Below are 23,604 nucleotides of genomic sequence, written 5' to 3' on the forward strand. Positions count from 1 at the left end.
ACTACCTGTACCAGCGTGGCGTGTACACCCATTCGGAACCGTCTTGCGTGCCTTTGCCGAACTTCCGTGTCGTCGACGATCCGACGATCACCATCGTCCGCATATCCACGTCGGACGAACGCAACTCGCCTAGTGTCAGCGTACGCAGCGTGCCGCCGGGTCTGCCGATGTCCCGGCCAAGCACGACCAGCGTGTCCGCCGAACGAACTTCGCGCACCAGGTCCAGCGCCTTGTCCAGTTGCCACGGACGCGCGCGCGAAATCGGGTTGTAGAACGCCATCACCAGATCGGCTTCGGCAGCGTGCCGCAGACGCTTTTCGATGATGCTCCACGGCTTCAGGTTGTCGGACAGCGACAGCATGCAGAAGTCGTGGCCGAGCGGTGCGCCGGCCTGAGCGGCGGCCGCCATGGCCGCCGACACACCCGGCACGATGTTCAGGTCGACGGCGGACCAGGCGGGGTGTTGTGACGCGTCGTCGTCCAGCGCTTCGAGCACCGCTGCGGCCATCGCGAACACGCCTGGATCGCCTGACGACACCATCACCACCGAGCGTCCTTCGCTCGCGAGTTCGAATGCGTGCCGCGCGCGCTGCATTTCCTCGCGATTGTCGGTGCCGTGGACCCGCTGGTCGGCGCGCAACGGGCCGGCCATTTTCACGTAGGTGTCGTAACCGAGGATGTCGGTGGCTTCGTTCAGCGCGGTGCGGGCGGCGGGGACCATCAGCTCGGCGCTGCCGGGGCCGAGACCGATCACGGTCAGCCGGCCGCGCGCGCGGCCAATCGTGTCGGGATCGATCGCCAGTGAAGCGAGGGCCAGTGCGACGCCTTTCTGTGGGTCGTCGTGCAGCGTGTCGTACGGCATGCGCAAAGCGGCATGCAGCAGGCTGGCGGGTGGTGCGCCGTCTTCAGCGCGCGTTTGTGTCAAGCGCAGCGGTACCTTGAGAATCGCGGCGGCTTCAGCGAGAGCGGCGTCCGACGTGTGCGCGGACGAAGCCAGCAACGCCGCGAGTGACAGCGGCGCGAGCCGGTGTGCAGCGAGCGATTCGCGGATGTGAGCCGCGATCTGGGTAGCCTTCGCAGATGGGCTTGACGCATCGGCACCCGCCGCTGCCGTCACCGCCGCCACCACACTGCGCGGGTGAATCACCAATTCATCTTCACGTCCATCCCAGACACACGGTGTGACGCGAATGGCGAGGCGGGCGGATTCCGAGCGCGGCAGTCGCGTATCGTCGAGCCATGGGGCATGCCCTTCGATGCGCGTGCTTTCTCCCGCCAGCAGATCCGACACGAAGCGCTTACCTTGCCCGATATCGGCGAGGGTATAGCCATCAGGCGGATTGAGCACGCAGGTGCCGAAGCGCAGTTCGCCGCTGGTCGTGATCGCGGGCGTGACCGCCAGCGCGGCAGCGATCTCGCGTGCCATCACGTTGACGCCAGCCAGTCCGCCGAGCAGCGGCACGACGGCGCTGCCATCTTCGGCGACGGCCAGCACCGGCGGCTCGACGCCCTTGTTCGACAGCATCGGTGCGAGGCAACGAATCACGATGCCTGCCGCGCACAACGCGATGATCGGCGTGCCGCGCGCGTACAGGTCGCACAGATGGGCGCCGAGTTCCGTATAGGCCACGTCCGCTTCGACGCGGCCTTGCAGCGCGTGGATCTGGCAGGCCGGGGCGGCCGGGTGTTCGGCGCCAGCGGCGCTGTTCTGGACATACACAGACTGAATTCGCCGCGCGGTGTCCAGCGCGCCCGCGCCGAGAATTACAATCGCGGGCGCTGTCGTCAGCCTTGCCATTTTTCCCCCGGCACGACGAGCAGCGAAAAGTACGGCGACGCCATTGGATCCACCTCGGCGAGCGGCACGATGCGTTGATTGCCCATCGTCGCGCGCTCGACGTAAAGCGCGCGTTTTTCCAGCCCGAGTTCGCAGAGCACGCGCCGCACCTTGTCGAAATTGCGGCCGAGTTTCATGACCACGGCGGCGTCGGCATCGGCGAGACGTCGACGTAATTCCTGTTCAGGCAGTACACCCGACAACACCGACAAGCTCTGATTGCGATACACCAGCGGCGCGCCGAGCACCGCTGCACCGCCGAGCATCGAACAGACGCCGGGCACGACTTCACTGTCGTAACGCGCCGCGAGCCGGTCATGCAGATACATATACGAGCCGTAGAAAAACGGATCGCCTTCGCAGATCACGGCAACATCGCGGCCCGCATCGAGATGCGCGGACACGATGCCCGCAGCGCTGTCGTAGAACTCGGCAATGATCGCTTCATACGACAGCGGCGGTTCGAGCGCTTCGGTCGTCACGGGATAAACCAGCGGCAGATGGTGCTGTGTGTCGTGCAAATGCGCTTCGATGATGCTGAACGCGTTGCCCTTTTTGCCCTTCGCGACGAAATACGCGACCACGGGGGCCGCTTTTAGCAAACGCAGCGCTTTTAGCGTGATGAGTTCCGGGTCGCCGGGGCCGACGCCGAGTCCGAGCAAACGTCCTTGCGCCGCCATTTATTCGACCTCCGTGGCCAGCGCATTGACGGCGGCGGCCGCCATCGCGCTGCCGCCGCGCCGGCCATTCACCACGACGTAGGGCACGCCGCGACTGTGCTGCGCGAGCGCCGCTTTCGATTCGGCCGCGCCGATAAAGCCCACCGGAAAGCCGAGGATCAACGCGGGCTTCGGCGCCCCGGCGTCGAGCATGTCGAGCAGATGAAACAGCGCGGTTGGCGCATTGCCGATCACGACGACGCTGCCCGCCAGATGCGGGCGCCACAATTCGAGCGCAGCCGCCGAGCGCGTGTTGCCGAGTTCGCTAGCCAGTGACGGAACGTCCGGATGGGTGAGCGTGCAGATCACTTCGTTCGCAGCGGGCAGGCGTGCGCGCGTGATGCCTTGCGCGACCATGCCGGCGTCGCACAGAATCGGCGCGCCTTGTGCGAGGGCGGTGCGTCCTGCTGTGCCGGCATCGGCGGAAAATTGCAGCGCGTCGATCACGTCGACCATCCCGCACGCGTGGATCACGCGGACGGCGAGTTTTTCGAGGTCGGCGGGAATGCGCGACAGGTCGGCCTCCGCGCGGATCGTCGCGAAGGACTGGCGATAGATCTCCTGACCGTCGCGTAGGTATTCAAGCATCTGTGTCACTCCGGGCCAGGCGGGCGAGGGTGCCGGCGGCCTGTTGGATCGTCAATTGGTGCGCGACGCAGTGGCCGAAACCCGGCTGGCTGTCGTCGCGTCGATAAAGGTCATACGTGCCGGGCGCCACCGCCAGCATCGTGTAGGGCGCGCAATGGGCGGCCGCGCATGAACGCAGGCAGCCGCTCAGGTGCACGTCGACGCCCGCGGGCAGGTGCGCGGCGAGTTGCAGCGCGTCGGCTTTGGTGTCGGCGAAACTTTTGGCGCAACCGCTCGATCCCGCGCATGCGATCAACCGCGTGATGGCTTGTGACGGGTCGCAGGCGAGCCCTGACGCGGTCAGTCCGGCCAGTACGGCGGGCACGGCATCAGACGCGATGTCGGGCAGCAGTACGCTCTGCCACGGTGTCACGTGCAACGTGCCGCTGTTGTGCCGACGCGCGAGCGCCGCGAGCGCGTGCAACGTGTCGGCATCGATACGTCCGAGCGCAGGTTGACCGCCTGCATGCCAGGTCCCTGGCGTGCGTTGAGCGTGTGCGCCGAGTCGGAGCGAGGCGTCGGCTTGCGTGTTGCGTTGCCAGCCGGATAGCGATGCGTCGCGCGACAGCGGAAAGTCGACGTAAGTCTGCGCGTGCTGCAGGACAGCGTCGACGGAATGGGTGGCGAGCAGGTGACGCATGCGGGTGGCGTCGGCGGCGGCCAGATCGATGAAAGTGTGCAGCAGCGCTCGAACGAGAGCGGGGACTTGTGAGGGCAGTACGGCGGCTAATGCGCCTGAACCGTTGCTGGCTTGCAGCGGGCGGGTCGCACGGTGACGCGCGGCTGCTGGCTGAAAAGCCGAAGCGTCAGGTGGACACCCCGCCAGCCCAAACACGAACCGCACACCCTCAGCATCTTGCGACGCCGCGAGCCACACGTCATGCGGATGATCGACCCTCGCCAACCGCTCACCGCCATCCAGCAGCAACGCGAATTTAGGCGACAGTGCCGCAAATCGCGCTTCGCGTTGCAGCAGCGTGAGAAGTTCAGCGCAGAGCGGCGTCGTATCGATCAACGCAGAAGGATCGCGTCCGGCAGCGGGGCTGATCATCACGTTGCGCACATCGTCGGCGGAGCTGGCGAGTGCGGCGTTTGCGGCGCTGGCGGCACTCGCCGCGCCTGTCGCGTCTCCGGCGGGGGCCGAAGACGAAAACGAAGCCGAAGCCGGAGTCGGAGTCGGAGCCGAAGACGAAAACGAAGCCGAAGACGGAGTTGAAGAAGAAGCCGGCCCAAGCCCCGCCTCGACCAGCGCCGCAATCAACGCCGCTTCGTGCCCGCTCTGCACACCGCGCACCTGTAGATTCGCGCGAATCGTCAATTCGATCACACCAGCCGCATACCGCGCGCTCGCGTCGGCAATCGCGTCAGCCTGCGCGGCGCTCAATTCACCGCCGGGCAACTTGATCCGGCAGATCCCGCCGTCGCGCGCGGCGACGATGCGCAGCAGCCCCGGACACGCCGAGGGCCGCAGCGTCGAGGCCACGTGAGGCAAAACGAGGGAGGACGAAGCTTGATTCAAGACGGACACCGGGTTGAGCGTCGCGCGAAGGCCCGAGCAGGCCGCGCGGCGGCTTGCTGCGGCATCGGTACACCCCGCCCGATGTTGGCTGGCACGAACAGGCTTGCCGGCAGGTCTCCTGGCTGGCAGCTCAAGGCCCAGATAAGGGTCCGCCGCGGCCTTCCCGGTCAACCCAGTGGCGCGCAGCGCAGGCGGACTCGCTGCATACAGTTGCGGGGGCAGCCACAGTGGCACTGTGTTCCCTCTTCGGCCCCGAAGGGCACCGGCGGCTGTATTATGCCTTTTTTCGGACAGCGCAACGAGGCTGGACGCTTTGACAGGCGCGGCACAGCGCATTATTTGAAGATACAGAATGAGGATGGATGCATGCCGGCATGGCTGACCGTGGTGGGCATTGGCGACGACGGCTTCGCCGGTTTGGGACGGCCCGCGCGGCGTGCTTTGCTGACGGCGTCGGTGGTGTATGGCGGCGAACGTCATCTGGCGATGCTGCCCGCACGCCTCGCCGCGCGCCGTGCCGCGTGGCCGCGTCCGTTCGATCTCGCGCCGCTGCTGGCCGAGCGCGATCGCGCGGTGTGCGTGCTGGCGAGCGGCGATCCGATGCTGTTCGGCGTCGGGGCGACGCTGGCGCGGCAGTTGCCGGAGGGCGAATTGCGGGTGCTGCCGGCACCGTCGTCGTTGTCGCTGGCGGCGGCGCGGTTGGGCTGGCCGTTGCAGGAGGTCGCGACGGTGTCGGTGGTGGGGCGTCCGCTGGCGACGTTGAACGCGCATCTGCACGACGGCGCGCGCGTGTTCGTGCTGAGCGCGGACGGGCGCACGCCTGCGGCGCTGGCGGCGTTGCTGGACACGCGCGGTTTCGGCGCGACCCGGATGATCGTGCTCGAACATCTGGGTGGCGACCAGGAGCGCCGGATCGACGGCCGTGCGGACCAGTGGCCCGCGGGCGAAGTCGCGGCGCTGAACCTGATCGCGCTCGAATGCCGTGCGGCCGAAGGTGCAGCGCGTCTGCCGCTGACCTGCGGCCTGCCCGACGACGCTTTCCGCCACGACGGACAGCTAACCAAACGCGATGTGCGCGCGATCACGCTCGCCCGTCTCGCGCCGAGCCCCGGCGAATTGCTGTGGGATGTGGGCGCGGGCAGCGGCTCGATCGGTATCGAATGGATGCGCGCGCATCCGGCTTGCCGGGCGATTGCGATTGAAGGGCATCCGGAACGGCAGCACTTCATCGAACATAATCGCGACGCGTTGGGCGTGCCGGGTTTGCAACTGGTCGCGGGCCGCGCGCCTGATGCGCTGCGCGGATTGCCGTCACCGGACGCAGTGTTTATCGGCGGCGGCGTGACGGGGCCGGGCGTGCTGGAGGCGTGCTGGGCAAGTCTGCGCAACGGCGGACGTCTGGTCGCGAACGCGGTGACATTGCAAGGCGAGGCGGTATTGATCGCATGGCGCGAGCGGCATGGCGGTACGCTCACCCGGATCGCGTTGGCCGACGCCCGGCCGCTCGGCGGTTTCGACACATGGCGTCAGGCGTTGCCGATTACGCTGCTGGACGTGACGAAAACGGCAGCAAGCGCACTGGCCGATGTGCGCAGCGCGCCCAACGTTTCCACCGACCATCCGTAATGCGCGAAGAAACACCCGACCACCCCGCACCGCTACGTAGCGGTTACACCACCGGCAGTTGCGCGACCGCGACGTCGCTGGCGGCGGCGCGTCTGCTGCTCGCGGGTGTCGTCAGTGAAAGCGCGGAAATCACGCTGCCGAAAGGCCAGCATGTACCGATGCCGCTGGTGTACTGCCGCCTGCTCGCCAACGGCGCCGACGGTGCCGAAGCCGGCACCGTCAAGGATGCCGGCGACGACCCCGACGTCACGCACGGTGCGATCGTTTTCGCGCGCGTGCGTCTGATCGCCGGACCCGGTGTGATGTTTCGCGCGGGACCCGGCGTGGGCACCGTGACGCGCGCAGGCCTGACGCTGCCGGTCGGCGAGCCCGCGATCAACCCGGTACCGCGAAAAATGATCACGCAGCATCTGACCGAACTCGCCGCCGAGCATGGGTATGGCGGCGGCTTCGAGGTGACGATCGGCGTCGAAGGCGGCGCCGAACTCGCACTGAAAACGATGAACCCGCGCCTGGGTATTGTCGGCGGACTGTCGATTCTCGGCACCACTGGCATCGTGCGGCCGTTCTCGTGTTCGGCGTATATCGCGTCGATTCACCAGGGCATCGACGTCGCGCGCGCGAATGGTTTTATGCATCTCGCGGCCTGCACGGGCAACGCCAGCGAAGACGCGATGCGCGCACATTATGGGCTGCCGGATATTGCGCTGATCGAAATGGGCGACTTCGTCGGTGCAGTGCTCAAGCATATGAAACGCGCACCGGTCGAGCAGCTGAGCATCTGCGGCGGGTTCGGCAAACTCAGCAAACTGGCGGCGGGCCACCTCGATCTGCATAGCCGGAATTCAAGCATCGATCTTGACCGGCTGGCGACATGGGCCGCCGAACACGGCGCCGACGACGCGTTGCAAAGCGCGATCCGCGCGGCCAATACGAGCCAGCAGGCGGTGGCGCTCGCGCGGGCGCAACAGGTGCCGCTCGGCGATATCGTTTGCCGGCATGCGCTCGCCGTCGCCCGCGATATCGTCCCGCCGCAAGTCAACGTCGAGATGTTCGCGATCGACCGTCAGGGCAATCTGATTGGAGTCGCGCAATGACGCCGGTGACGCGGGTTCTATTGCTTGGCGGCACGGGCGACGCGCTGAAAATCGCGCGACAACTCGGCCCCGCCAGCGTGTACAGTCTCGCGGGCCTGGGCAAGGTGCCTGAGGATTTACCGTGTGCAGTGCGGGTCGGTGGCTTCGGCGGCAGTGAAGGATTGGCGCGTTACATCGAAAGTGAACAGATTGGGCGGGTGATCGACGCAACGCACCCGTTCGCCGCGCAGATCAGCGCGAACGCGGTGCGCGCCTGCGCCGCTGCACAGGTGCCGTGCTGGGCGCTGCGGCGTCCGGCCTGGCAAGCGCAAACCGGCGACGACTGGCGGATGGTCGACGACTGGAATGCCGTGATCGCGGCGCTCGCGCCGTTTCGCCGGCCGCTGTTCACGCTGGGACGCGAACCGCTCGCGCATCTCGACGAGATTCCGCCGCATCAATTCTGGACGGTGCGCTGTCTCGAGTCGCATCAGGACCATCCGCGTGCGCGAATTCTGGCGACGCGTGGACCGTTCACGCTCGAAGGCGAGCGTGCGCTGTTCGCGTTGCAGGCGTTCGACGTGGTGGTCAGCAAAAACAGCGGCGGCAGCGCGACCGAAGCGAAACTCGACGTCGCGCGCGAGCGCGGTTTGCCGGTGATCATGTTGCGTCGCCCGGCGCTGCCGGACGCGGATCGCGCATTCGACAACGTGGCGGGTCTGCTGGAAGCGCTGCGTCAGGAATCCGCACTGGGCGCGTGAGTCACGTATGACTTTCACGGCTTCCACGGCTAAACGAAGGCCGGGGAAAACGAATTGCTGGAGTATTGAATGACGGTGTTTTTTATCGGCGCGGGTCCAGGCGACCCGGAACTGATCACGGTAAAAGGGCAGCGCCTCGTGCGCAGTTGTCCGGTGATCCTGTATGCGGGTTCGCTGGTGCCGGCTGCGGTGCTCGAAGGCCATACGGCCGCGCAGGTCGTCAATACCGCTGATCTCGACCTCGATCAGATCATTGCGCTACTCAAGGCCGCGCATGACAACGGGCAGCACGTGGCGCGCGTGCATTCCGGCGATCCGTCGCTGTACGGTGCGATCGGCGAACAGATTCGCCGTTTGCGCGAGCTGACCATTCCGTACGAGATCGTTCCCGGTGTGACCGCCACGGCCGCGTGCGCGGCGGCGCTCGGCTGCGAACTCACGCTGCCCGAGGTGTCGCAGACGTTGATCCTGACGCGTTACGCGAGCAAGACGTCGATGCCCGAAGGCGAGCAGCTCGGCGATCTCGCCGCCCATCGCGCGACGATGGCGATTCACCTCGGCGTGCGGCATCTCGCGCGTATCGTCGATGAACTGCGCCCGCACTACGGCGGCGCATGTCCGGTCGCGGTGATCTATCGCGCGAGCTGGCCCGACGAGGAGAAGATCACCGGCACGCTGGACGACATCGTCGGCAAGGTGCAATCCACTTCGATCGAAAGGACTGCGTTGATTCTGGTCGGAGACGTGCTGGCGGCCGAAGGTTTCGCGGATTCGACGTTGTACGCGAAGGGTGGGTGAATGGCGGTAGCAGAGGTTGGATTTGATCGGGGCTCAGAAGCGCAGGGCGACGACGCGCAGCTTACCTGCGTCACCGACCGGATGATTCGTGTCTACAAGGACTAACCATGTTGCGTCTATGGAGTGTGGTGCTGGCGACCGGGATCGGGTTGTCGACGATGGCTCTGGCCGATCCGGTCGACTGGCACGTAGGTGAAACGGTCCGGGCGTTTCATCCGGCCGTGGCGCGCAATTGGCGCGGTGCGCAGACGCAGGCGCTGGTGACCCGCATCTGGTATCCGGTGGATTCGAGTGTGCCCGAGGCGCCTCACGATATCGGTGCACCCGGTCAACCGATTCTTCACGGCCATCCGGCAGCGGATGGCGCACCGCTTTCGGGCGCGAACAAGCGTTACCCTTTGCTGGTGCTGTCGCACGGCACGGCTGGCAGCGCCGATAGTCTCGACTGGCTGGGCGCCGCGCTCGCCGCGCAGGGCTATATCGTCGCGGGCGTCAATCACCCGGGCAACAACGCGATGGAGCCGCGGACGCTGGACGGTTTCATGCTCTGGTGGGAGCGCGCAACGGATGCGAGCGAAGTGCTCGACGGCGTGCTCGCGGACCCGCAGTTCGGCCCGCATGTCGATCAGGCGCGGATCGGCGCGGTGGGTTTTTCTCTGGGCGGCTACACAGTGCTGGAGCTGGCGGGTGCGCGCACTAATCTGGCGGCGTTCGAGCAGTTCTGCACGTCAGCGGCTGCGGACGCTATCTGCCATCCGCCGGAAATGGCGAAGCTGGGCGAGGATGCCGGTGCAAAGGCGGTGACGCAGGACACGCTCTCGCCGGAGATGAAGGCGTCGCGGGCGCGTTCCGGCGAGTCGTATCGCGACCCGCGCGTCAAGGCGGTGTTTGCGATCGCGCCAGCGTTGGGCGAAGCGTTTGATCAAGATTCGTTCGATGCCGTCACGATCCCCATATCGCTAGTGGCGGGCGAAAACGATGTGACCGCGCCGGTGGACACCAACATCCATCGCATCGCGGGGTTGATGCCGAAGGCCGTCGTGACGATGGTGCCGGGCGCGTCGCACTACACGTTTCTCGACACCTGTCTGCCGGATGCGGTCGAGCGGCTGGCGATGATTTGCAAGGATCATCCCGGTGTCGATCGCGATGCGGTGCATGCGCGCACCGCCGCGCAGGCGATTGAGTTTTTCGCCGGAACCTTGCCCGCGACCCAGCCGTAGCCGCCGCAGCGCGGGTGGTCAATCTTCCAGCGGCGACAGCGCTTCGACCGGCATTTTCTTGCCGGGACCGATGCTGATCGCCGGCACGAATGTCAGCAACGCGACCACGAAAAGCCCGATCACAAAGATCGACACGAACGTCAGGTGCAACGATTGATGCAGCACCTGGCGGATCAGATCGCTGTCGCCGAGACTCGTCACCTGGTTCTGCAGCAGCGCCTTCAACTGGTCCGACGTGACCACCGCCGCGCCCGGCGAATGACTCAGACCGAAATTCAGCACCGCGCCGAACAGCGTCGCCCCCAGCGTGCTGCCGAGATTGCGCGAAAACAGATTCGACGCGGTCGCGCTGCCGCGCTCTTCCACTCTGACGATCTCCTGGATCAGCACCAGCGAACTGACGCTCGACGTGCCCATACCGAAGCCCATGATCAGCGAGCCGAACGCGGCGATCAGCGGCGAGCCGCCCGGCGACAGGAACAGCAGCAACACCGCGCCGAGCGGCACGAACGCGCTGCCGCCGATCAGAATGCGCCGCAGGCCGAGCCGATGGAATGACTTCGCCGCGAGTGTGGCGCCAGTGGGCCAGCCGACCATCATCATGGTCAGCGCGAGGCCGGCGACGACCGGCGAGCGATGCAACACGCCTTGCACGTACATTGGCAGGAAGGTGGTGGCGCCCATCAGGATCATGCCGGACAGCACCGTCGAGCTGTTGCACGCGGCAATCGGCCGGCGGCTCCATAACGCGAACGAGATCATCGGCTCGGCCGCGCGGCGCTCCTGCGTCACGAAGAACAGCAGGCAGACCAGGAACGCGGCGCCTGCGAGCGAGGCTTTCGTGAGGTCGTCGTCGCCGGCGTAGGTCAGCGCCATCATCAATGCGGCGATGGTGGCCATGAAGAGGGCGGCGCCGCCGAAATCGATCGACGGACGCGCGCGCCGCTCCGATTCGCGCAGGAAGACGATGAAGCCCGCCGCGGACGCGAGATCGATCGGCACGTTCATCCAGAAGATCCAGGCCCACGACATGTTATGAATGATGAAGCCGCCGACCATCGGCCCCACGACTGCTGAAATCGCCCACACGCTCGCGAGATAGCCTTGCACCTTGCCGCGCTCGTGAGCCGGGTAGAGATCGGCGACGACCGTCAGCGTGACCGGCTGGATAGCACCCGCGCCGACGCCCTGGATCAGGCGAAACGCGACCATGGCCGGCATCGACCACGCGAAGCCCGCGAGCACCGAGCCGATCAGGAAGATCGCGATGCCTGCGAGGATGACTGGCTTGCGCCCGTACAGGTCGGCGAGCTTGCCGAACACCACGGTCATCGCGGTCTGCGTGAGCAGGAACGACGAGAACACCCAACTGTAGAGATGCAGATCGCCGAGTTGGGCGACGATCTGCGGCATGGCGGTGGAGACGATGGTGGCTTCGATGGCGACCATGGCCATGGAGGCCATGACGGCCGCAATAACGGGGGCGCGCGACGATTGAGGGCTGCGGGACATGGGGCGGGGCGTTAGTATCGGTATGTTGGGCGCGTCGGACGGCTCGAACGGAGCGAGCCGGGACGCATCAGCGCGGCCGTGCGGTACGGCCGACATGGAGTATGCACCTTGCGGAGAATGCGCGCCTCGCGCCTGCCACTCTGGCTTGGCTGCCAGAGCCTGCACGGCGTGGCACAGGGCTTGCGCGTTCAAGGCTTCCTTTCGACACATGGAGGATCATTATGAGGATCGAATTCACCGGACGCCGCGAAGTGGTGGCAGCGGCGCGCGTCGCCTTCGAGGCCAATGTTGATGGGGCCGATGTGTGGTGCAGCGTGTCGCTGGATGCGCTGAACGACCATTTCGGCAACGATGGTCCATCGGCGCACAATCTGGTGGGGACGTTCGAGGCAAACCGCGCGCGGATTGAAAATGCTACGCGGCGGGTCCTTGAAAGAAACGGAGGGAAATCGGTGGAACTCGAGACCGGGGATTTCAACTGACGCCACAGCGCGTTTTGCGGCACTGTTTTGAGGGGTGTGCCGCCCGTCATCACGGGTCTGGCTACCACCTTCTAGCCGCCATCAATTGGCATGTCAGAAAATAGGGGATCTTCACGCAGGTCCGGTCGGCAATACAGTATGGCGGGATTCCATCCTGCCTGACCCGGACCTGCGGTATTTCGACGTAGATCGAGTCTTATTGGCGTCCTGTGCATCGTCGTACACTTCGCTCTTTTCGCGTTTTCCCCCTGCAAGCACGAGTACCGTGATCGTTTCATCTTCCACCCGGTAGATGAGCCGATAACCTTGGGCCCGGAGCTTGATCCTGTAGCAATCGTTCATCTTTCGCAGCGCATCATGCGGAACTCGTGGGTTCTCGAGCCGGTCCTCCAGCTTCTTCGCAAACCTTCTTTTCAGATCTGAATCAAGCTTTGCCCATTCCTTCGCTGCGCTTTCGACGAAGTCAAGGCTATAGGGCATGAATGTCCACCTTCACACGACGCTCGTTCTCCCGGGCTTTAACGACCTCGATCAGCCGCAGTTCGTCAAGCTCGTCGAGAATCTGCTCATACTGCTCGGGCGAGATGATGTAGGCCACGGGTTTGTTCCGGTTCAGCAACGCGACCGGTTGGCCTCCAGCGGCTTCAATCACGGCGTTGGGGTTGGCCTTCAGTTCGGAAATGCCGACCGACTGGCGCGCAAGGATGACTTCCATGATGGCTCCTTATAAGACCGCATAATAGACCTCATATTAGACCTGTTAAATAGTCTCCTCAATTGGCGGCGATTGGCGTTTACCGCTGATCGACCCGCTTGTGATGGCGCGAGTAAAGGGCAGGGTTTCGCTGCGTTTCGTGCGGTGTATAAACTCCTTGAACCCGGCCGTCACCCCTTGCTCGCGCACCCCGATACCTGACGTTTCCAAGTCATATATTCCTCGCCGCCACGCGCCACGTTCCACCGATTTCTCCAGATCCAACAACAATCCCTTCGACGCGCAGCCATTATTTTATGGAGAATCGGCGCCTATATTCCCTCCAGCGGTCCCGTTGAAAGTCATTCGAAGGCCACCTTCGAAGCGCCGCCAACCATTAATCACTGGAGCTTGTTTTCATCATGAAGTCGTTGATCAAGGGTGTTGTCATTGTCGCGTCGCTGGCTGCTTCGGCCACGGTTTTTGCTCAATCGAATACCCGCATTACCCGCGAGCAGGTGCGCGCGGAACTGGTTCAGCTCGAACAGGCCGGCTATCGCGTCGGTGACGGCGACCAGGCTCACTATCCCGCTGCGATTCAGGCTGCCGAGGCGCGCGTTGCCGCGCAACAGAACATCGGCACGAGCGCGTATGGCGGCAGCGCGGCAGGCTCGTCGGAAAGCGGCAGCGCCCACCCGGCGGTGTCTAAAGCCGACTGGAACGCCATGTACAGCCGTTGATGCGACGGTTTTTCATGCACCAAATACGTTGAATGCGGATGGGCAGGAAAGAGGTTCGTTGCGCGTCGTGGTGTTGCGCTTATGCGTGTCCAGTAGTCGGATTGGCTGCTTCCAGTCGTTAATCGCTGGCTGCTATCACGCGCATTAGCGCAACACTAACGCCCCGTTTCAAGATTCGAACCGGGTTGCAAAGCACTCTTCCAGAGTCGGATATATATCCGCTTCATCGACGTGATTAAAGTAGCACCGCACGCACGGTTTCCGGTGTGCGAGCGAGAGAGTTGGCCCCGGCTGGAAACAGCCGGGGTTTTTTCTTTCGACACGGCGAATCGGTGAGAATGCATGGCGGGGCGCCGATGACGCGATTTCGGGCTCGCGTCAGGCCAATGTAAATTGACTCGCGGCTACGGTATAGTCGCTCCAAACGGGAGCAGGCATGCCGTGGAATACCCTCGCATGCGCTGTGAACCCAGTCATTGAATGTCTGGAGAACATCGTGCAGGAAATCATCGAAGGTTTTATCCGTTTTCAACGCGAGGTCTTTCCGCAGCAGATCGCGTTGTTCAAACGCCTCTCGACGGCGCAAAGTCCCAGCACCCTTTTCGTGACCTGTTCCGACAGCCGCGTCGTGCCGGAATTGCTGACCCAGGTCGAGCCGGGCGCGCTGTTCGTGATCCGCAATGCGGGCAATATCGTGCCGTCTTATGGACCGGAGCCGGGCGGCGTGTCGGCCACCGTCGAATATGCGGTGTCGGTGCTGGGCGTGCACGATATCGTGATCTGCGGCCACTCCAACTGCGGCGCGATGACGGCGATCTCGACCTGCATGAATCTCGATCATCTGCCTGCGGTGGCGGGCTGGTTGCGTCACGCGGATGCAGCCAAGGCAATCAACGCTTCACGTACTTACCATTCGGATGCGGAACGTCTGGACGCGCTGGTCAAGGACAACGTGATCGCGCAGCTCGGTAATATCCGGACGCATCCGTCGGTGGCAGTGGGGTTGGCTAACAAGAAGCTCCAGTTGCATGGCTGGATCTTCAATATCGAAAGCGGTGTGATGCTCGCGCTCGATGGACAGACCGGCGAGTTCCTGCCGCTGGTGGATAACCCGGAAATCTACGCTGTCTAGGATGACGGGCGGTGGTGTCGCCGGTGTAGCCGTAGTTATTGTGCAAACGCCGCGCGGCAAACTTCTATTCGCGCTCAGCCTTGAAAACACCGGAACGCGAGACTGATTCGCGCTCCGGTCACGTCAGCCACCTTCGGAATGCCATGCTCATGCGTGAATTGCGACGCATAGCTCATCACCAGGCAACTTCCCGCTTGCAGTTCGATATGCATGGCACGGCCGCCGCCTTTGGGCCGGATCGACATGCGCCGGCTCGCGCCGAGCGAGACGATGGCAATGGGCTGGCCGGCGATCAGTTTGTCGGTTTTGTCGCTGTGCGCCGCGACGCTGTCGCTTCCGTCCCGATACAGGTTCAGTCCGACGCGATTGAACGGCGCGCCGATCAGCGGCCGAACTGTTTCGAACGCATGCTGTAACGACTCGGGGAGGTCGCCGGATTCGCGCGCGAACGTGGCCAGCAGGCGCGGGACCGCCACTTCGCGGTCATACATCATGCGTTGCTGACTGAGCCAGCCAATATGGTGAAGCGCGTGATCGAACCACCGTTGCGCGATGCCGGCGGGGATGGCTTCAGGCAGGTAGCGGATGCCGCCTTCTGCGTCAGAGACAAGCGACACCGGTTCTGCGGCAAAGAGGGCTTGCTGGGAGAACATGATCCGGACCTGTGAACAAAGTTTGCTCGCCCCTGAAGCGGATACGATGGTGGCGTCCGATCATTATACTGTGTTTTTATACAGTGGTTTGGGTTGGGATCGGGCCGGTTTGCCGTTTCGCGCAGTAAACGAACTCAGCCGGCAGTCGCTCTTCCGACCGCCGGCTGACTCAACTCACTGCGTCAGTCAGTTCGACGCCACCAGCGAATCCGACGGCACGATCTTCAGCACGCCCGGGTTATCCGCAGCCGGGTTCGACCACAGCAGGTGCATGCTGGCCGGGCCCGTGCCATGCACATATTCGACCTTGATCGACGCGCGTTGCTTCGCGGCCAGCCAGGTCTTGCCGCTCACCGTGCCTTGCGACGCGCTCTTCTTGTCGATGACCTTCACGCCGTTGATCCACAGTCGCGCCACGTTATCGCTATTGATCGAGAACGTGTATGTGCCATCCTGCGTCGCCTTGATCGCACCGGTCCAGCGCACGCCGTAACCGGTCGCGTTGACACCGGCTGACGCATCGGGTGAATCGGTGCCGCGCTCGGTGTTCAGGTCGAAATCGATCATCGGCGTAATCGACGTCTTCACGGGCGCGCTGTTGAAGGTCGGATCGTTGTAGTAACCGACCTGCAGCACCGGCAGTTTCACGCTGAAGCCGCCGGTCAACGCCTGGGTTTCAGACGTCTGCCACGGATGGCCGTCCGGATAGATCGTTCCCTGGAACGGGGTAGCCGGCTCGACGGTCGCGGGTGCGCTCGGCACCTGTCCCCAGTGGAAGCGGGTATTGGTGCGCCCAATCATCAATTCCCACACGATAAAGCCCGTCGACCCGCCGTAGTTTGCAACGATCCCCGGCATGGTCTGTCCGGCCGTACCCGTAAACCCGCGCTGCAGGGTTTCGGAGTTCAGCGCGCTGACATTGCTGCCGTTCGCCGGTCCCGTGTACGGGTTGCCGTACGGATGGAACGCGTAGAAGTCGGAGAAGTAGGTGCCTTCGTCTTCCTGCACCTGCGGTGCATTGATCGGCTGCGTGGCGCCCGCATTCAGGATCGCGATGCGCGCGTCGTTCATCAGCACCGCGCGCGTTTCCTGCAATGCGCCGTTGCCGCTGCAACCCGGTTCGTTCATCGTCTCCCAGAAAATAATGCGCGGATCGTTGCGGTGCGGTGCGACGAAATCGGTGATATAGCTTGCAAGACTCTGCTTGTACGTCACCGCGGAATTCGACGCGCTCGGCTGGAAATAAGCCTGCTCGACCGGCGTGCCCGGCGACTGCACCCACTGGCTGTTATGCACACCCCAGACCGGCGCCGGTTGCGGGCCGTATTGCGGCGTCGCGTTCCAGCAATCGTCATAGAAGATCGGCGAAACCTTGATGCCGTGGCGTGCGGCGATCTTCAGCAGGTTCTCGAACTTGCTCAGGAATGCCACGCGATCGTTGGCCCACACCAGGTAATGCAGATACACGGCAATCGTGTTCATGCCGTACGTCTGCGCGTAAGTCAATTCGCGATTGATGAGTTCGGGGTCGTAGTTATCCCAGAAGTCGATCGCGTTGACCGCGTTGGACGGCGTATAAACCGCGCCGACGACCTTCGAGAAATCGAAACTCGGCGACGTCACGGTCGGGTACGTCTGAATCTTGATGTTGCTGAACGTCGCACCGACACCGAAGCGCCGCAGCCCGAAGCTGCCCGACTGGAACGCGGCCGGCAGCGCGTTGGTCGCGTCGTTCACGCTGATGACGCGCTGCTGATCGACATCGACGGTAATCGCGGTGCCGATCGTCGTGACCTTCAGATGGTGCGTGCTGCCGCCGACAATCGTGCTGACCGGGTACGAGATGAAGTTCGTCCAGTTGTTGTTTTCCCGACCCACCACGACCGAATGCGTGCCCGTATCGAAGCCGATGAAATAACCGGTCAGGCTGTCGGGTCCGCCCGCTGTCGGGTTGGTCGTGCGGACGATAAAGCCCGCATTCGCCGCGCCGGTGCCGACTGGCGCGGTGACCGTCACGTCCGCCTCGTAAGACGCCGTGGCGTAGGTGGTAGCGAGCGCGACGGTTTTGTCGCCCGCGCCGGTGCCGTTGGTCGCCGGCGCGGGAATCGTGATGGACGAGGCGCTGGTACCGGGCGCCCAGCCTTGCGTCGAACCCGGCGCGAGGAAATTGGTGAAGTCGCCGAACGAGAGGGTGGTCGTCGACACCGGCGTGGGTGCAGCGGGCGGCGTGTAAGCCGCAAGGTCCAGCGTGGGGTCGGCGATCACGAGCGGCGGGGTCGTGGTTTTCATCCCCAGCGGAATCGTCTTCGCGGCTTTGAATTCGCTCTGCACATTGGCCGCGTCGGCGGCTGATGCAGCAGCGGCGGCCGACGCGGCAGAGGCTGCCGACGCATCGACCGAATTGACCTGCTTGTCTGCGGACGCGGACGGATTGGACGAACCATCATTGCCACCGCATGCACTGAGCATGGCGAGCGTGGCCAGCACAAAGTAATTGCGCACCTTCATCTCCAGATGTACCCGCTTAGTAGATGGTCATAATTATTATTAGATACGCATACAGTCAAAGAACATGCGCCTCTGCTGTAAGGTTGTGGAAATCGATATGAATAATATTATTAGTTCTGCGGACCTGTATCGGGACATACCCGCAATTGCAGGATGCGTGGCGGCGGGTTACTCGCGAGGGCAATCGGTATGCGCAAAATGCAGAATGGATCGACCGGTAACGCGTGGTCGATTGTTCAGAAGGTAGCGGGCATAATCCGCTTTCCAATTGCGCGATCGCGCAATCGCGCTTGCCGTGCAAGGTCACGCGCACCCACGTCGGCCCGCTGTCGCGTTGCGACGCGCGCTCCCAGGAAAACTCATGTCGCCTATCGTCGCTGTTCGTCACAACGCTGTGCCGCTGCGCAGCGTCGCGCTGATTCTTCTGTCGATGTTCTGTTTTGCGGTCGTCGACGCGCTGGCCAAATCCGTGGCGCTCATCTATCCGGCCAACGAAGTCACGTTCTTCCGCATGCTGTTCGGGCTGATTCCGGCGATTGCGATCTGCCTGCGCGGCAAGCCGCTCGCCACCCGCCTCAAACAGATGGACGTGCGCGGGCAGACGCTTCGCGCACTGACGCTGCTCGGCGCGTCCGCGTTGTTTTTCGCCGGTTTGCCGTATATGCCGCTCAGCGAAGCGGTGGCAATCGTCTATTCGGAGACGTTGCTCGTGATCGTACTGGCGCCGCTGCTGTTGAAGGAAACGCTGAAGCCGCGCGATGCGCTGGCGGCTGCGGTGGGTTTCATCGGCGTGCTTTTCGTGGTGCGCCCGGACGGATCGCATTCGAACTGGCTCGGTCCGGTTCTGCTGATATCGAGCGCGTTTTTCGGCTCGCTGTCGATCATCCAGATCAAACGGATTCGCGCTACCGACGATTCCGGCACCACGGTGCTGTACTTCACCGTGGTCGGCACGATCGTCACGGGCGTGTCGCTGTTTTTTGCGTGGCGCACGCCTTCCTTCGACGCGCTGGCGCTGATGGCGTTGCTCGGCGGATTCGCCACGGCCGGCCAGTTGCTGATGACGATGGCGTTCCGTCAGGCCGACGCGGGCGCGCTTGCGCCGTATAACTACACAAGCATCGTGTGGGCCGCGTTATTTGGCTATGTGGTGTGGGGCGAGACCATCGGGGCGATGTCGCTGCTGGGTATCGCACTGATTGTAGGCAGTTCGATTGTGGTCGCCGTGCGGCGCAAGCCGCAGGAGGGTCCGCATGTTTAGGCATGGGCTTTGCGTGATCAGCGGGACGTACCGGTTGCGTGACACTACGATGATTGATTCGTAGTTCCAGGCGTCCCTTTTAATTGTCGTAACGTAGCTGGCGTTTTCGGACAAGCAGTCTGCGCAATCCGACGTTTCGACCTCTGCGGGTGAAGAATGCAGGATGGAACGCATCCAGTTCGCTCACACTTTCGTACGTGAATTACCGGCCTGTAGGCGCGGCCGTGCAGCGGAATCGACCGATCCCTGCTAACCCTCTGATGAAATCGGAGCACGTTTGCGTCGTTTCAGACGTGCACGTCAACTATTGGAAGGGGGACACGTTTTGTATAGCGAACCCAGAAAGATAGTCTTCACAGGTCTTGTCGTTGGTGCAGTGGCTATTGGCGTTGGAGCCTACGTATCGCAGTCCGGCGAAGAATGGCTGCCGTCGGATGATCTCGGTGTCACGCATAGCGGAGGTCGAGGCGATGGGACGAACGGCAGCACGATGAGCGGCGCGGTCAAGTCCAGTCCGATCGACGGGCGGAGCGACTCCGCAGCGGCGCGAGCCAGCAGTCTGAAGGCGGCGCGCAATAGTTTGCTGCGCGACGATGTGGCGGCGGCACGCGCCCAGTTGAACGCAATCAACCCTGCGCATAGGGATGATCAGCAGGTCCTCGCACTGCAGAAAGAAATTCAGGCGCGCGTTGAGCAGGAGCAACGCGCGGCGGCGCAGGCGCAGGTGAGCAAGCTGCCTGAGCCGACTCAGAAGCTTGCGCCGAACCCGGCGCCGTCGGCAACCAGAGTCGCTCATTCGCGCGACACGCAACTCGCGTCTCGCGAGTATTCGAATCACGCGTCGGGTTACGCGAGGAACCGGCGCAACGCTGGGACGGTGGTGGCGAAGTCGGGGCCGGCTAGCGCGTCCGGTGCCACGGTTGCGGCGGTGGGGTCGGCGCCTATGGCGAGTCAGTCCGCGTATGTGCCGCCGGCCGCGACGGAAGCGCGCGCACCTGACGCACCCGTGACGGTGAATTCGTTGCCGTTGCTGCAACAACCTGCGACGGCTTCCGCGCAATCATCGACGCAACACACGGCCGCACTGCCGGCGCAAACCGTGCAATCAGCGGCACCGGCAGCGTCACCCCAGAGCGAGATAACCGCGCAAGCCGGATTGCCGCCGTCGGTTGGTCAAAGTTCGGTGCCCAGCGCGCCATTGCTCAAGTCGGATGGTCCGAAAACCCGTGCCCAGGTTCGCGCGGAAATCGTTCGCGCGCGCGAGGACGGCAGCCTTCCCGCGTTCGGCAATCCGGACCCGGCAGGCCCGGGTGGGGCGCCTAGTTTGACGATCGCGCCGCGTCCGTGACGCGGCCGGACCGTCGGCGCAGGGGGGGCGGATTCGCGATCACCTCGGCGCGTCCGGGTTTGCGTCTCTGGCGGTCGTTCGACAGTCCGTTATCGGACGCGCCATCGGACTGTCACCGGTCGCTTAGACGAACGTCAGCGCAACGACGCCGCGAGCCGCGCGAAGGTCGGCTCGTCGGTACGATCGAACGCGAGCGGCGTCACCGACACGCGCCCCGACGCCACCACCGCGGTCTCACTATCCGGGTCGTTCGCGCGCTTGCCGCGTTGAAAGCGCAGCCAGTGATAGGCGATGCCGCGCGGGTCCACTTGCGGCAGCACGTCGATATCTTCGACGAGACCCACACCTTGCCGCGTCGGCGTGAGCGGACCTGCGAGCGCTGCATCCACATCGGGAAAATTGATATTCAGGCAGGTCGGCGCCGCGTGCCCGACAGCCAGCAACTGACGGATCACGCCCGGCGCGAGCGCGCGGGCGGTATCCCAGCGCACGTTGTCGCGGTTGCTGAAGGTCTGGCTCAACGCGAACGACGGCAGCCCGAGCAGCAGCCCCGTCATCGCCGCGCCGACCGTGCCCGAAAACATCGTCTCGACGCCGAGATTGCCACCCCGGTTGATGCCGGAAAGAATCAGCGTGGGCGGCGTATCGCGCATCAGGTGACGCACACCCATCACGACGCAATCGCCCGGTGTGCCTGCCACGCCGAAGCGGCGTTCGCCCTGGCGGCTTACGCGCAGCGGTGCATGCAGGCTGATGGAGTGGGACGTTCCGCTTTGATCGTGTTCAGGTGCGACGACCCAGACCTCGTGCGCGATTTCAGCGGCGACGGCTTCGAGCACGGCGAGGCCGGGCGCGTCGATACCGTCGTCGTTCGTTAGCAGCACGCGCGGCACTTTGGATTCATAGGCGGACATCTCGGCAATCTCCTCTCGGTGGATAACGGAATGGAACAGGCATTATCCGGTGAATGGCGAGCGTGTGGCGTCAGGCGGGCAGGTGACGTAGTCGTTTCGGTTTTTTAACGTCGTACGGGCGCTTGATTGGTGAGTTTTAGATGTTACTAAATTGAGATTAGGTGACTGGGAAAATTCCAATAAGAGATATGAATTTTCTGAAGATCTGTTTTCTCCGGCTGGTGCGTGTATCAGATTGATTCTTATATTGATAATTTTCGGTTTGTGGCGAGGGCGGGGTGCAGGGATGTATTTTATCTCGGTATATATATTGCATATAAATCAATTACTTAATAATTTTACTCCATGCAAACCCAATAGCTTGTCTCGAATTAATTAATTCGACTTTCTTCGAATTTTGTGAAAATGTTTGAAATGTAAAAATTCGACAACGTCGCAAAATCACAACGTCATAAATAACTGAAAAAAAGTCCTTCATGTTGTGCGATATTCTCCGGCGCTCGATGGCATGTGCTATTCGATTCACGGAGATAAACCAATGAAAAAATTTGTACTATCGAGCCTCTCGCTCGCACTTATCAGTGCCGCTGGTGCCGCTCACGCACAAAGCTCGGTCACGCTGTATGGCCTGATCGACACCGGTCTGACCTTCAGCAATAACGCCGGCGGCGAGCGCAGCTACCAGCAGGCCAGCGGCGTAGTGAACGGCAGCCGTTGGGGCCTGCGCGGCTCGGAAGATCTGGGCAACGGCCTGAAGGCGATCTTCGTACTCGAGAACGGATTCGACCTGTCCACCGGCCGGTCGGGTCAGAACAACCGTATGTTCGGGCGCCAGGCATTCGTCGGCGTGTCGGGCGATCAGGTCGGCGCGGTCACGCTCGGCCGGCAGTACGACAGCGTGGTCGATTACCTCGGCCCGCTCGCGCTGAACGGCACGCAATACGGCGGTACGCTCGCGTCACATCCGTTCGATAACGACAACCTGAACAACTCGGTGCGCATCAACAACGCCGTCAAGTTCGCGAGCGCCGACTTTGGCGGCTTCAAGTTCGGCGGTCTGTATGGCTTCTCGAATGCGGCTGGCAGCTTTGCCGACAGCCGCGCCTACAGCGCAGGCGCGTCGTACACGTTCGGCGGCCTGACGGCAGCGGCTGCCTACCTGCAACTGAATGGCGGCGGCTCGGTGTCGAACCCGGCCGGCGCCGTTGCATCGGGCGATTCCACGTTCAACGCCGCGCGCCAGCGCACTTATGGCGGTGGCCTCAACTATGCGTTCGGCGGCGGGAATGTTGGCTTTGTGTTCACGCAAACGCAATTGAACAACGCAAGCTCGATCGGCTCGGCAGCATCGGGTATCGCCGACGGATTTGCGCTCAATGGCGAAAGCGCCCGTTTCACGAACTACGAAGTGAACGGCCGTTACTCGCTGACGCCGGCATGGACGGTGGCGGGCGCATACACGTTCACCGACGCACGTCTGAACGGCGCCAGCCCGAAGTACAACCAGTTCACGCTGCAAACAGACTATGCGTTGTCCAAGCGCACCGACGTGTATGCGGAAGCGGCCTATCAGCATGTTCATAACACGGGTAACTCGGGCATCACGGCCGATATCGTCGGCATGAGCGCTTCGTCGACTGATACGCAGGTGGTGGGTACGGTGGGTATCCGTCACCGCTTCTAAGCGGGCTCTTGAGGCGAGCAGTTCGAGTTGTGTGCGGCTTGGAAAGCTCGCCGTTAGCGATAGTGCCGTTCAGTCCAGAACTGAGCGGCATTTTTTTTGATGAGCCAGTTATCTGCGTGCTGCGCGCGCGGTGGCGTTCAGCGCGATTCCGACGCATCGGGTCGGCGATTTCAATTGCGATTGCTACGACATCAACTACAGGGGGCGGGCAAAAGGCCTGTTGCCGCAGATACCGGAAGTCTCGCTGACGCGGCAAGCGAACACAGGGCGCCGCGTCTGGACGGCTTGGCATAACGCGTCGCTGAGTGCCGCGGCGGAACTGGAAAAAAGGACACGCACGAAGGCGTAAGCCCGGCGCCAGAAATGAAAAAGACCCGCTAGCGCGAGCCTTGATTCGGGAGATTTTGACCATCCCCATAGAGGCCTCTATTAGCATAATCCGGCGAAGGTCAATTTTTGACAAAGCCACCCCATGCGCGTTGATTCACGA

The 23,604-nt window shown here is 63.2% G+C and carries 21 protein-coding genes and 1 riboswitch; of the genes, 11 read left to right on the forward strand and 10 right to left on the reverse strand.

Annotated features, from left to right (window positions below):
- Nucleotide 1 precedes the first annotated feature (1 nt).
- Genes cobJ through cobG form a run of 4 tightly spaced genes read right to left on the reverse strand, consistent with a single transcriptional unit; the run spans nucleotide 2 to nucleotide 4,702 of the window.
- On the reverse strand, nucleotides 2-1,798 hold the full coding sequence (gene cobJ, locus LMG28727_RS05185) for a precorrin-3B C(17)-methyltransferase (RefSeq protein WP_201641222.1): 1,797 nt from the start codon (nucleotides 1,796-1,798) through the stop codon (nucleotides 2-4).
- Nucleotides 1,786-2,517 (reverse strand): precorrin-2 C(20)-methyltransferase, encoded by a 732-nt coding sequence (locus LMG28727_RS05190; RefSeq protein WP_201641223.1) that lies wholly within the window; start codon nucleotides 2,515-2,517, stop codon nucleotides 1,786-1,788. The genes cobJ and LMG28727_RS05190 overlap by 13 nt, the downstream gene beginning before the upstream one ends.
- Nucleotides 2,518-3,144, reverse strand: coding sequence for a precorrin-8X methylmutase (locus tag LMG28727_RS05195; protein WP_201641224.1), 627 nt, complete (start codon nucleotides 3,142-3,144; stop codon nucleotides 2,518-2,520).
- Entirely contained in the window at nucleotides 3,137-4,702 is a 1,566-nt protein-coding gene (gene cobG / locus LMG28727_RS05200) for a precorrin-3B synthase (RefSeq protein WP_328810190.1), read from the reverse strand. The genes LMG28727_RS05195 and cobG overlap by 8 nt, the downstream gene beginning before the upstream one ends.
- Nucleotides 4,703-4,793: 91 nt before the next feature.
- A riboswitch (cobalamin riboswitch) is annotated at nucleotides 4,794-4,984 on the reverse strand.
- 84 nt (nucleotides 4,985-5,068) lie between these two features.
- On the opposite strand from cobG, the gene cbiE reads away from it, so the two are divergent.
- The 5 genes from cbiE (at nucleotide 5,069) to LMG28727_RS05225 (ending at nucleotide 10,186) form a co-directional block, all read left to right on the forward strand.
- Entirely contained in the window at nucleotides 5,069-6,328 is a 1,260-nt protein-coding gene (cbiE, locus tag LMG28727_RS05205) for a precorrin-6y C5,15-methyltransferase (decarboxylating) subunit CbiE (protein ID WP_201641226.1), read from the forward strand.
- Nucleotides 6,328-7,425, forward strand: a complete 1,098-nt coding sequence (locus LMG28727_RS05210; protein WP_201641227.1) for a cobalt-precorrin-5B (C(1))-methyltransferase — start codon at nucleotides 6,328-6,330, stop codon at nucleotides 7,423-7,425. Before cbiE ends, LMG28727_RS05210 begins: the two co-directional genes overlap by 1 nt.
- Before the next feature lie 5 nt (nucleotides 7,426-7,430).
- Nucleotides 7,431-8,165, forward strand: a complete 735-nt coding sequence (locus LMG28727_RS05215; protein ID WP_201641373.1) for a cobalt-precorrin-6A reductase — start codon at nucleotides 7,431-7,433, stop codon at nucleotides 8,163-8,165.
- 69 nt (nucleotides 8,166-8,234) lie between these two features.
- Nucleotides 8,235-8,963 (forward strand): precorrin-4 C(11)-methyltransferase, encoded by a 729-nt coding sequence (gene cobM, locus LMG28727_RS05220; protein WP_201641228.1) that lies wholly within the window; start codon nucleotides 8,235-8,237, stop codon nucleotides 8,961-8,963.
- Nucleotides 8,964-9,070: 107 nt separating this feature from the next.
- Nucleotides 9,071-10,186, forward strand: a complete 1,116-nt coding sequence (locus tag LMG28727_RS05225) for an alpha/beta hydrolase family protein (protein ID WP_201641229.1) — start codon at nucleotides 9,071-9,073, stop codon at nucleotides 10,184-10,186.
- An 18-nt stretch (nucleotides 10,187-10,204) separates the two neighbouring features.
- Here LMG28727_RS05225 and LMG28727_RS05230 read toward each other — a convergent pair whose 3' ends face one another.
- On the reverse strand, nucleotides 10,205-11,698 hold the full coding sequence (locus LMG28727_RS05230) for an MDR family MFS transporter (protein WP_201641230.1): 1,494 nt from the start codon (nucleotides 11,696-11,698) through the stop codon (nucleotides 10,205-10,207).
- Between the two features lie 221 nt (nucleotides 11,699-11,919).
- Here LMG28727_RS05230 and LMG28727_RS05235 point away from each other — a divergent pair, with 221 nt between their 5' ends.
- A complete protein-coding gene (locus LMG28727_RS05235) occupies nucleotides 11,920-12,180 on the forward strand; it encodes a DUF1488 family protein (RefSeq protein ID WP_201641231.1) in 261 nt (86 codons plus the stop codon).
- A 111-nt stretch (nucleotides 12,181-12,291) separates the two neighbouring features.
- Here LMG28727_RS05235 and LMG28727_RS05240 read toward each other — a convergent pair whose 3' ends face one another.
- Nucleotides 12,292-12,660, reverse strand: a complete 369-nt coding sequence (locus LMG28727_RS05240) for a type II toxin-antitoxin system RelE family toxin (protein WP_201641232.1) — start codon at nucleotides 12,658-12,660, stop codon at nucleotides 12,292-12,294.
- Entirely contained in the window at nucleotides 12,650-12,895 is a 246-nt protein-coding gene (locus LMG28727_RS05245) for a type II toxin-antitoxin system Phd/YefM family antitoxin (RefSeq protein ID WP_201641233.1), read from the reverse strand. Before LMG28727_RS05245 ends, LMG28727_RS05240 begins: the two co-directional genes overlap by 11 nt.
- A gap of 401 nt (nucleotides 12,896-13,296) precedes the next feature.
- On the opposite strand from LMG28727_RS05245, the gene LMG28727_RS05250 reads away from it, so the two are divergent.
- Together LMG28727_RS05250 and LMG28727_RS05255 are read left to right on the forward strand one after the other, a co-directional pair.
- Nucleotides 13,297-13,614 (forward strand): DUF4148 domain-containing protein, encoded by a 318-nt coding sequence (locus LMG28727_RS05250; RefSeq protein WP_201641234.1) that lies wholly within the window; start codon nucleotides 13,297-13,299, stop codon nucleotides 13,612-13,614.
- Nucleotides 13,615-14,110: 496 nt separating this feature from the next.
- Entirely contained in the window at nucleotides 14,111-14,746 is a 636-nt protein-coding gene (locus LMG28727_RS05255; protein WP_201641374.1) for a carbonic anhydrase, read from the forward strand.
- A gap of 74 nt (nucleotides 14,747-14,820) precedes the next feature.
- On the opposite strand, the gene LMG28727_RS05260 is transcribed toward LMG28727_RS05255, so the two are convergent.
- The gene (locus LMG28727_RS05260) at nucleotides 14,821-15,399 is read right to left on the reverse strand and encodes an alpha-ketoglutarate-dependent dioxygenase AlkB (RefSeq protein WP_201641235.1); all 579 of its coding nucleotides are present in this window, start codon (nucleotides 15,397-15,399) and stop codon (nucleotides 14,821-14,823) included.
- A gap of 186 nt (nucleotides 15,400-15,585) precedes the next feature.
- Nucleotides 15,586-17,901 (reverse strand): PA14 domain-containing protein, encoded by a 2,316-nt coding sequence (locus LMG28727_RS05265; protein ID WP_236591610.1) that lies wholly within the window; start codon nucleotides 17,899-17,901, stop codon nucleotides 15,586-15,588.
- A gap of 367 nt (nucleotides 17,902-18,268) precedes the next feature.
- On the opposite strand from LMG28727_RS05265, the gene LMG28727_RS05270 reads away from it, so the two are divergent.
- A complete protein-coding gene (locus tag LMG28727_RS05270; RefSeq protein ID WP_201641237.1) occupies nucleotides 18,269-19,168 on the forward strand; it encodes a DMT family transporter in 900 nt (299 codons plus the stop codon).
- A 376-nt stretch (nucleotides 19,169-19,544) separates the two neighbouring features.
- A complete protein-coding gene (locus tag LMG28727_RS05275) occupies nucleotides 19,545-20,516 on the forward strand; it encodes a hypothetical protein (protein WP_201641238.1) in 972 nt (323 codons plus the stop codon).
- Between the two features lie 134 nt (nucleotides 20,517-20,650).
- On the opposite strand, the gene surE is transcribed toward LMG28727_RS05275, so the two are convergent.
- Nucleotides 20,651-21,430, reverse strand: a complete 780-nt coding sequence (gene surE, locus LMG28727_RS05280; protein ID WP_201641239.1) for a 5'/3'-nucleotidase SurE — start codon at nucleotides 21,428-21,430, stop codon at nucleotides 20,651-20,653.
- Between the two features lie 538 nt (nucleotides 21,431-21,968).
- Here surE and LMG28727_RS05285 point away from each other — a divergent pair.
- Complete coding sequence (locus LMG28727_RS05285; RefSeq protein ID WP_201641240.1) at nucleotides 21,969-23,114, forward strand: porin; 1,146 nt, start codon at nucleotides 21,969-21,971, stop codon at nucleotides 23,112-23,114.
- Nucleotides 23,115-23,604 lie beyond the last annotated feature (490 nt).

The sequence above is a fragment of the Paraburkholderia metrosideri genome (genome assembly GCF_904848625.1).
Taxonomy (GTDB): domain Bacteria; phylum Pseudomonadota; class Gammaproteobacteria; order Burkholderiales; family Burkholderiaceae; genus Paraburkholderia; species Paraburkholderia metrosideri.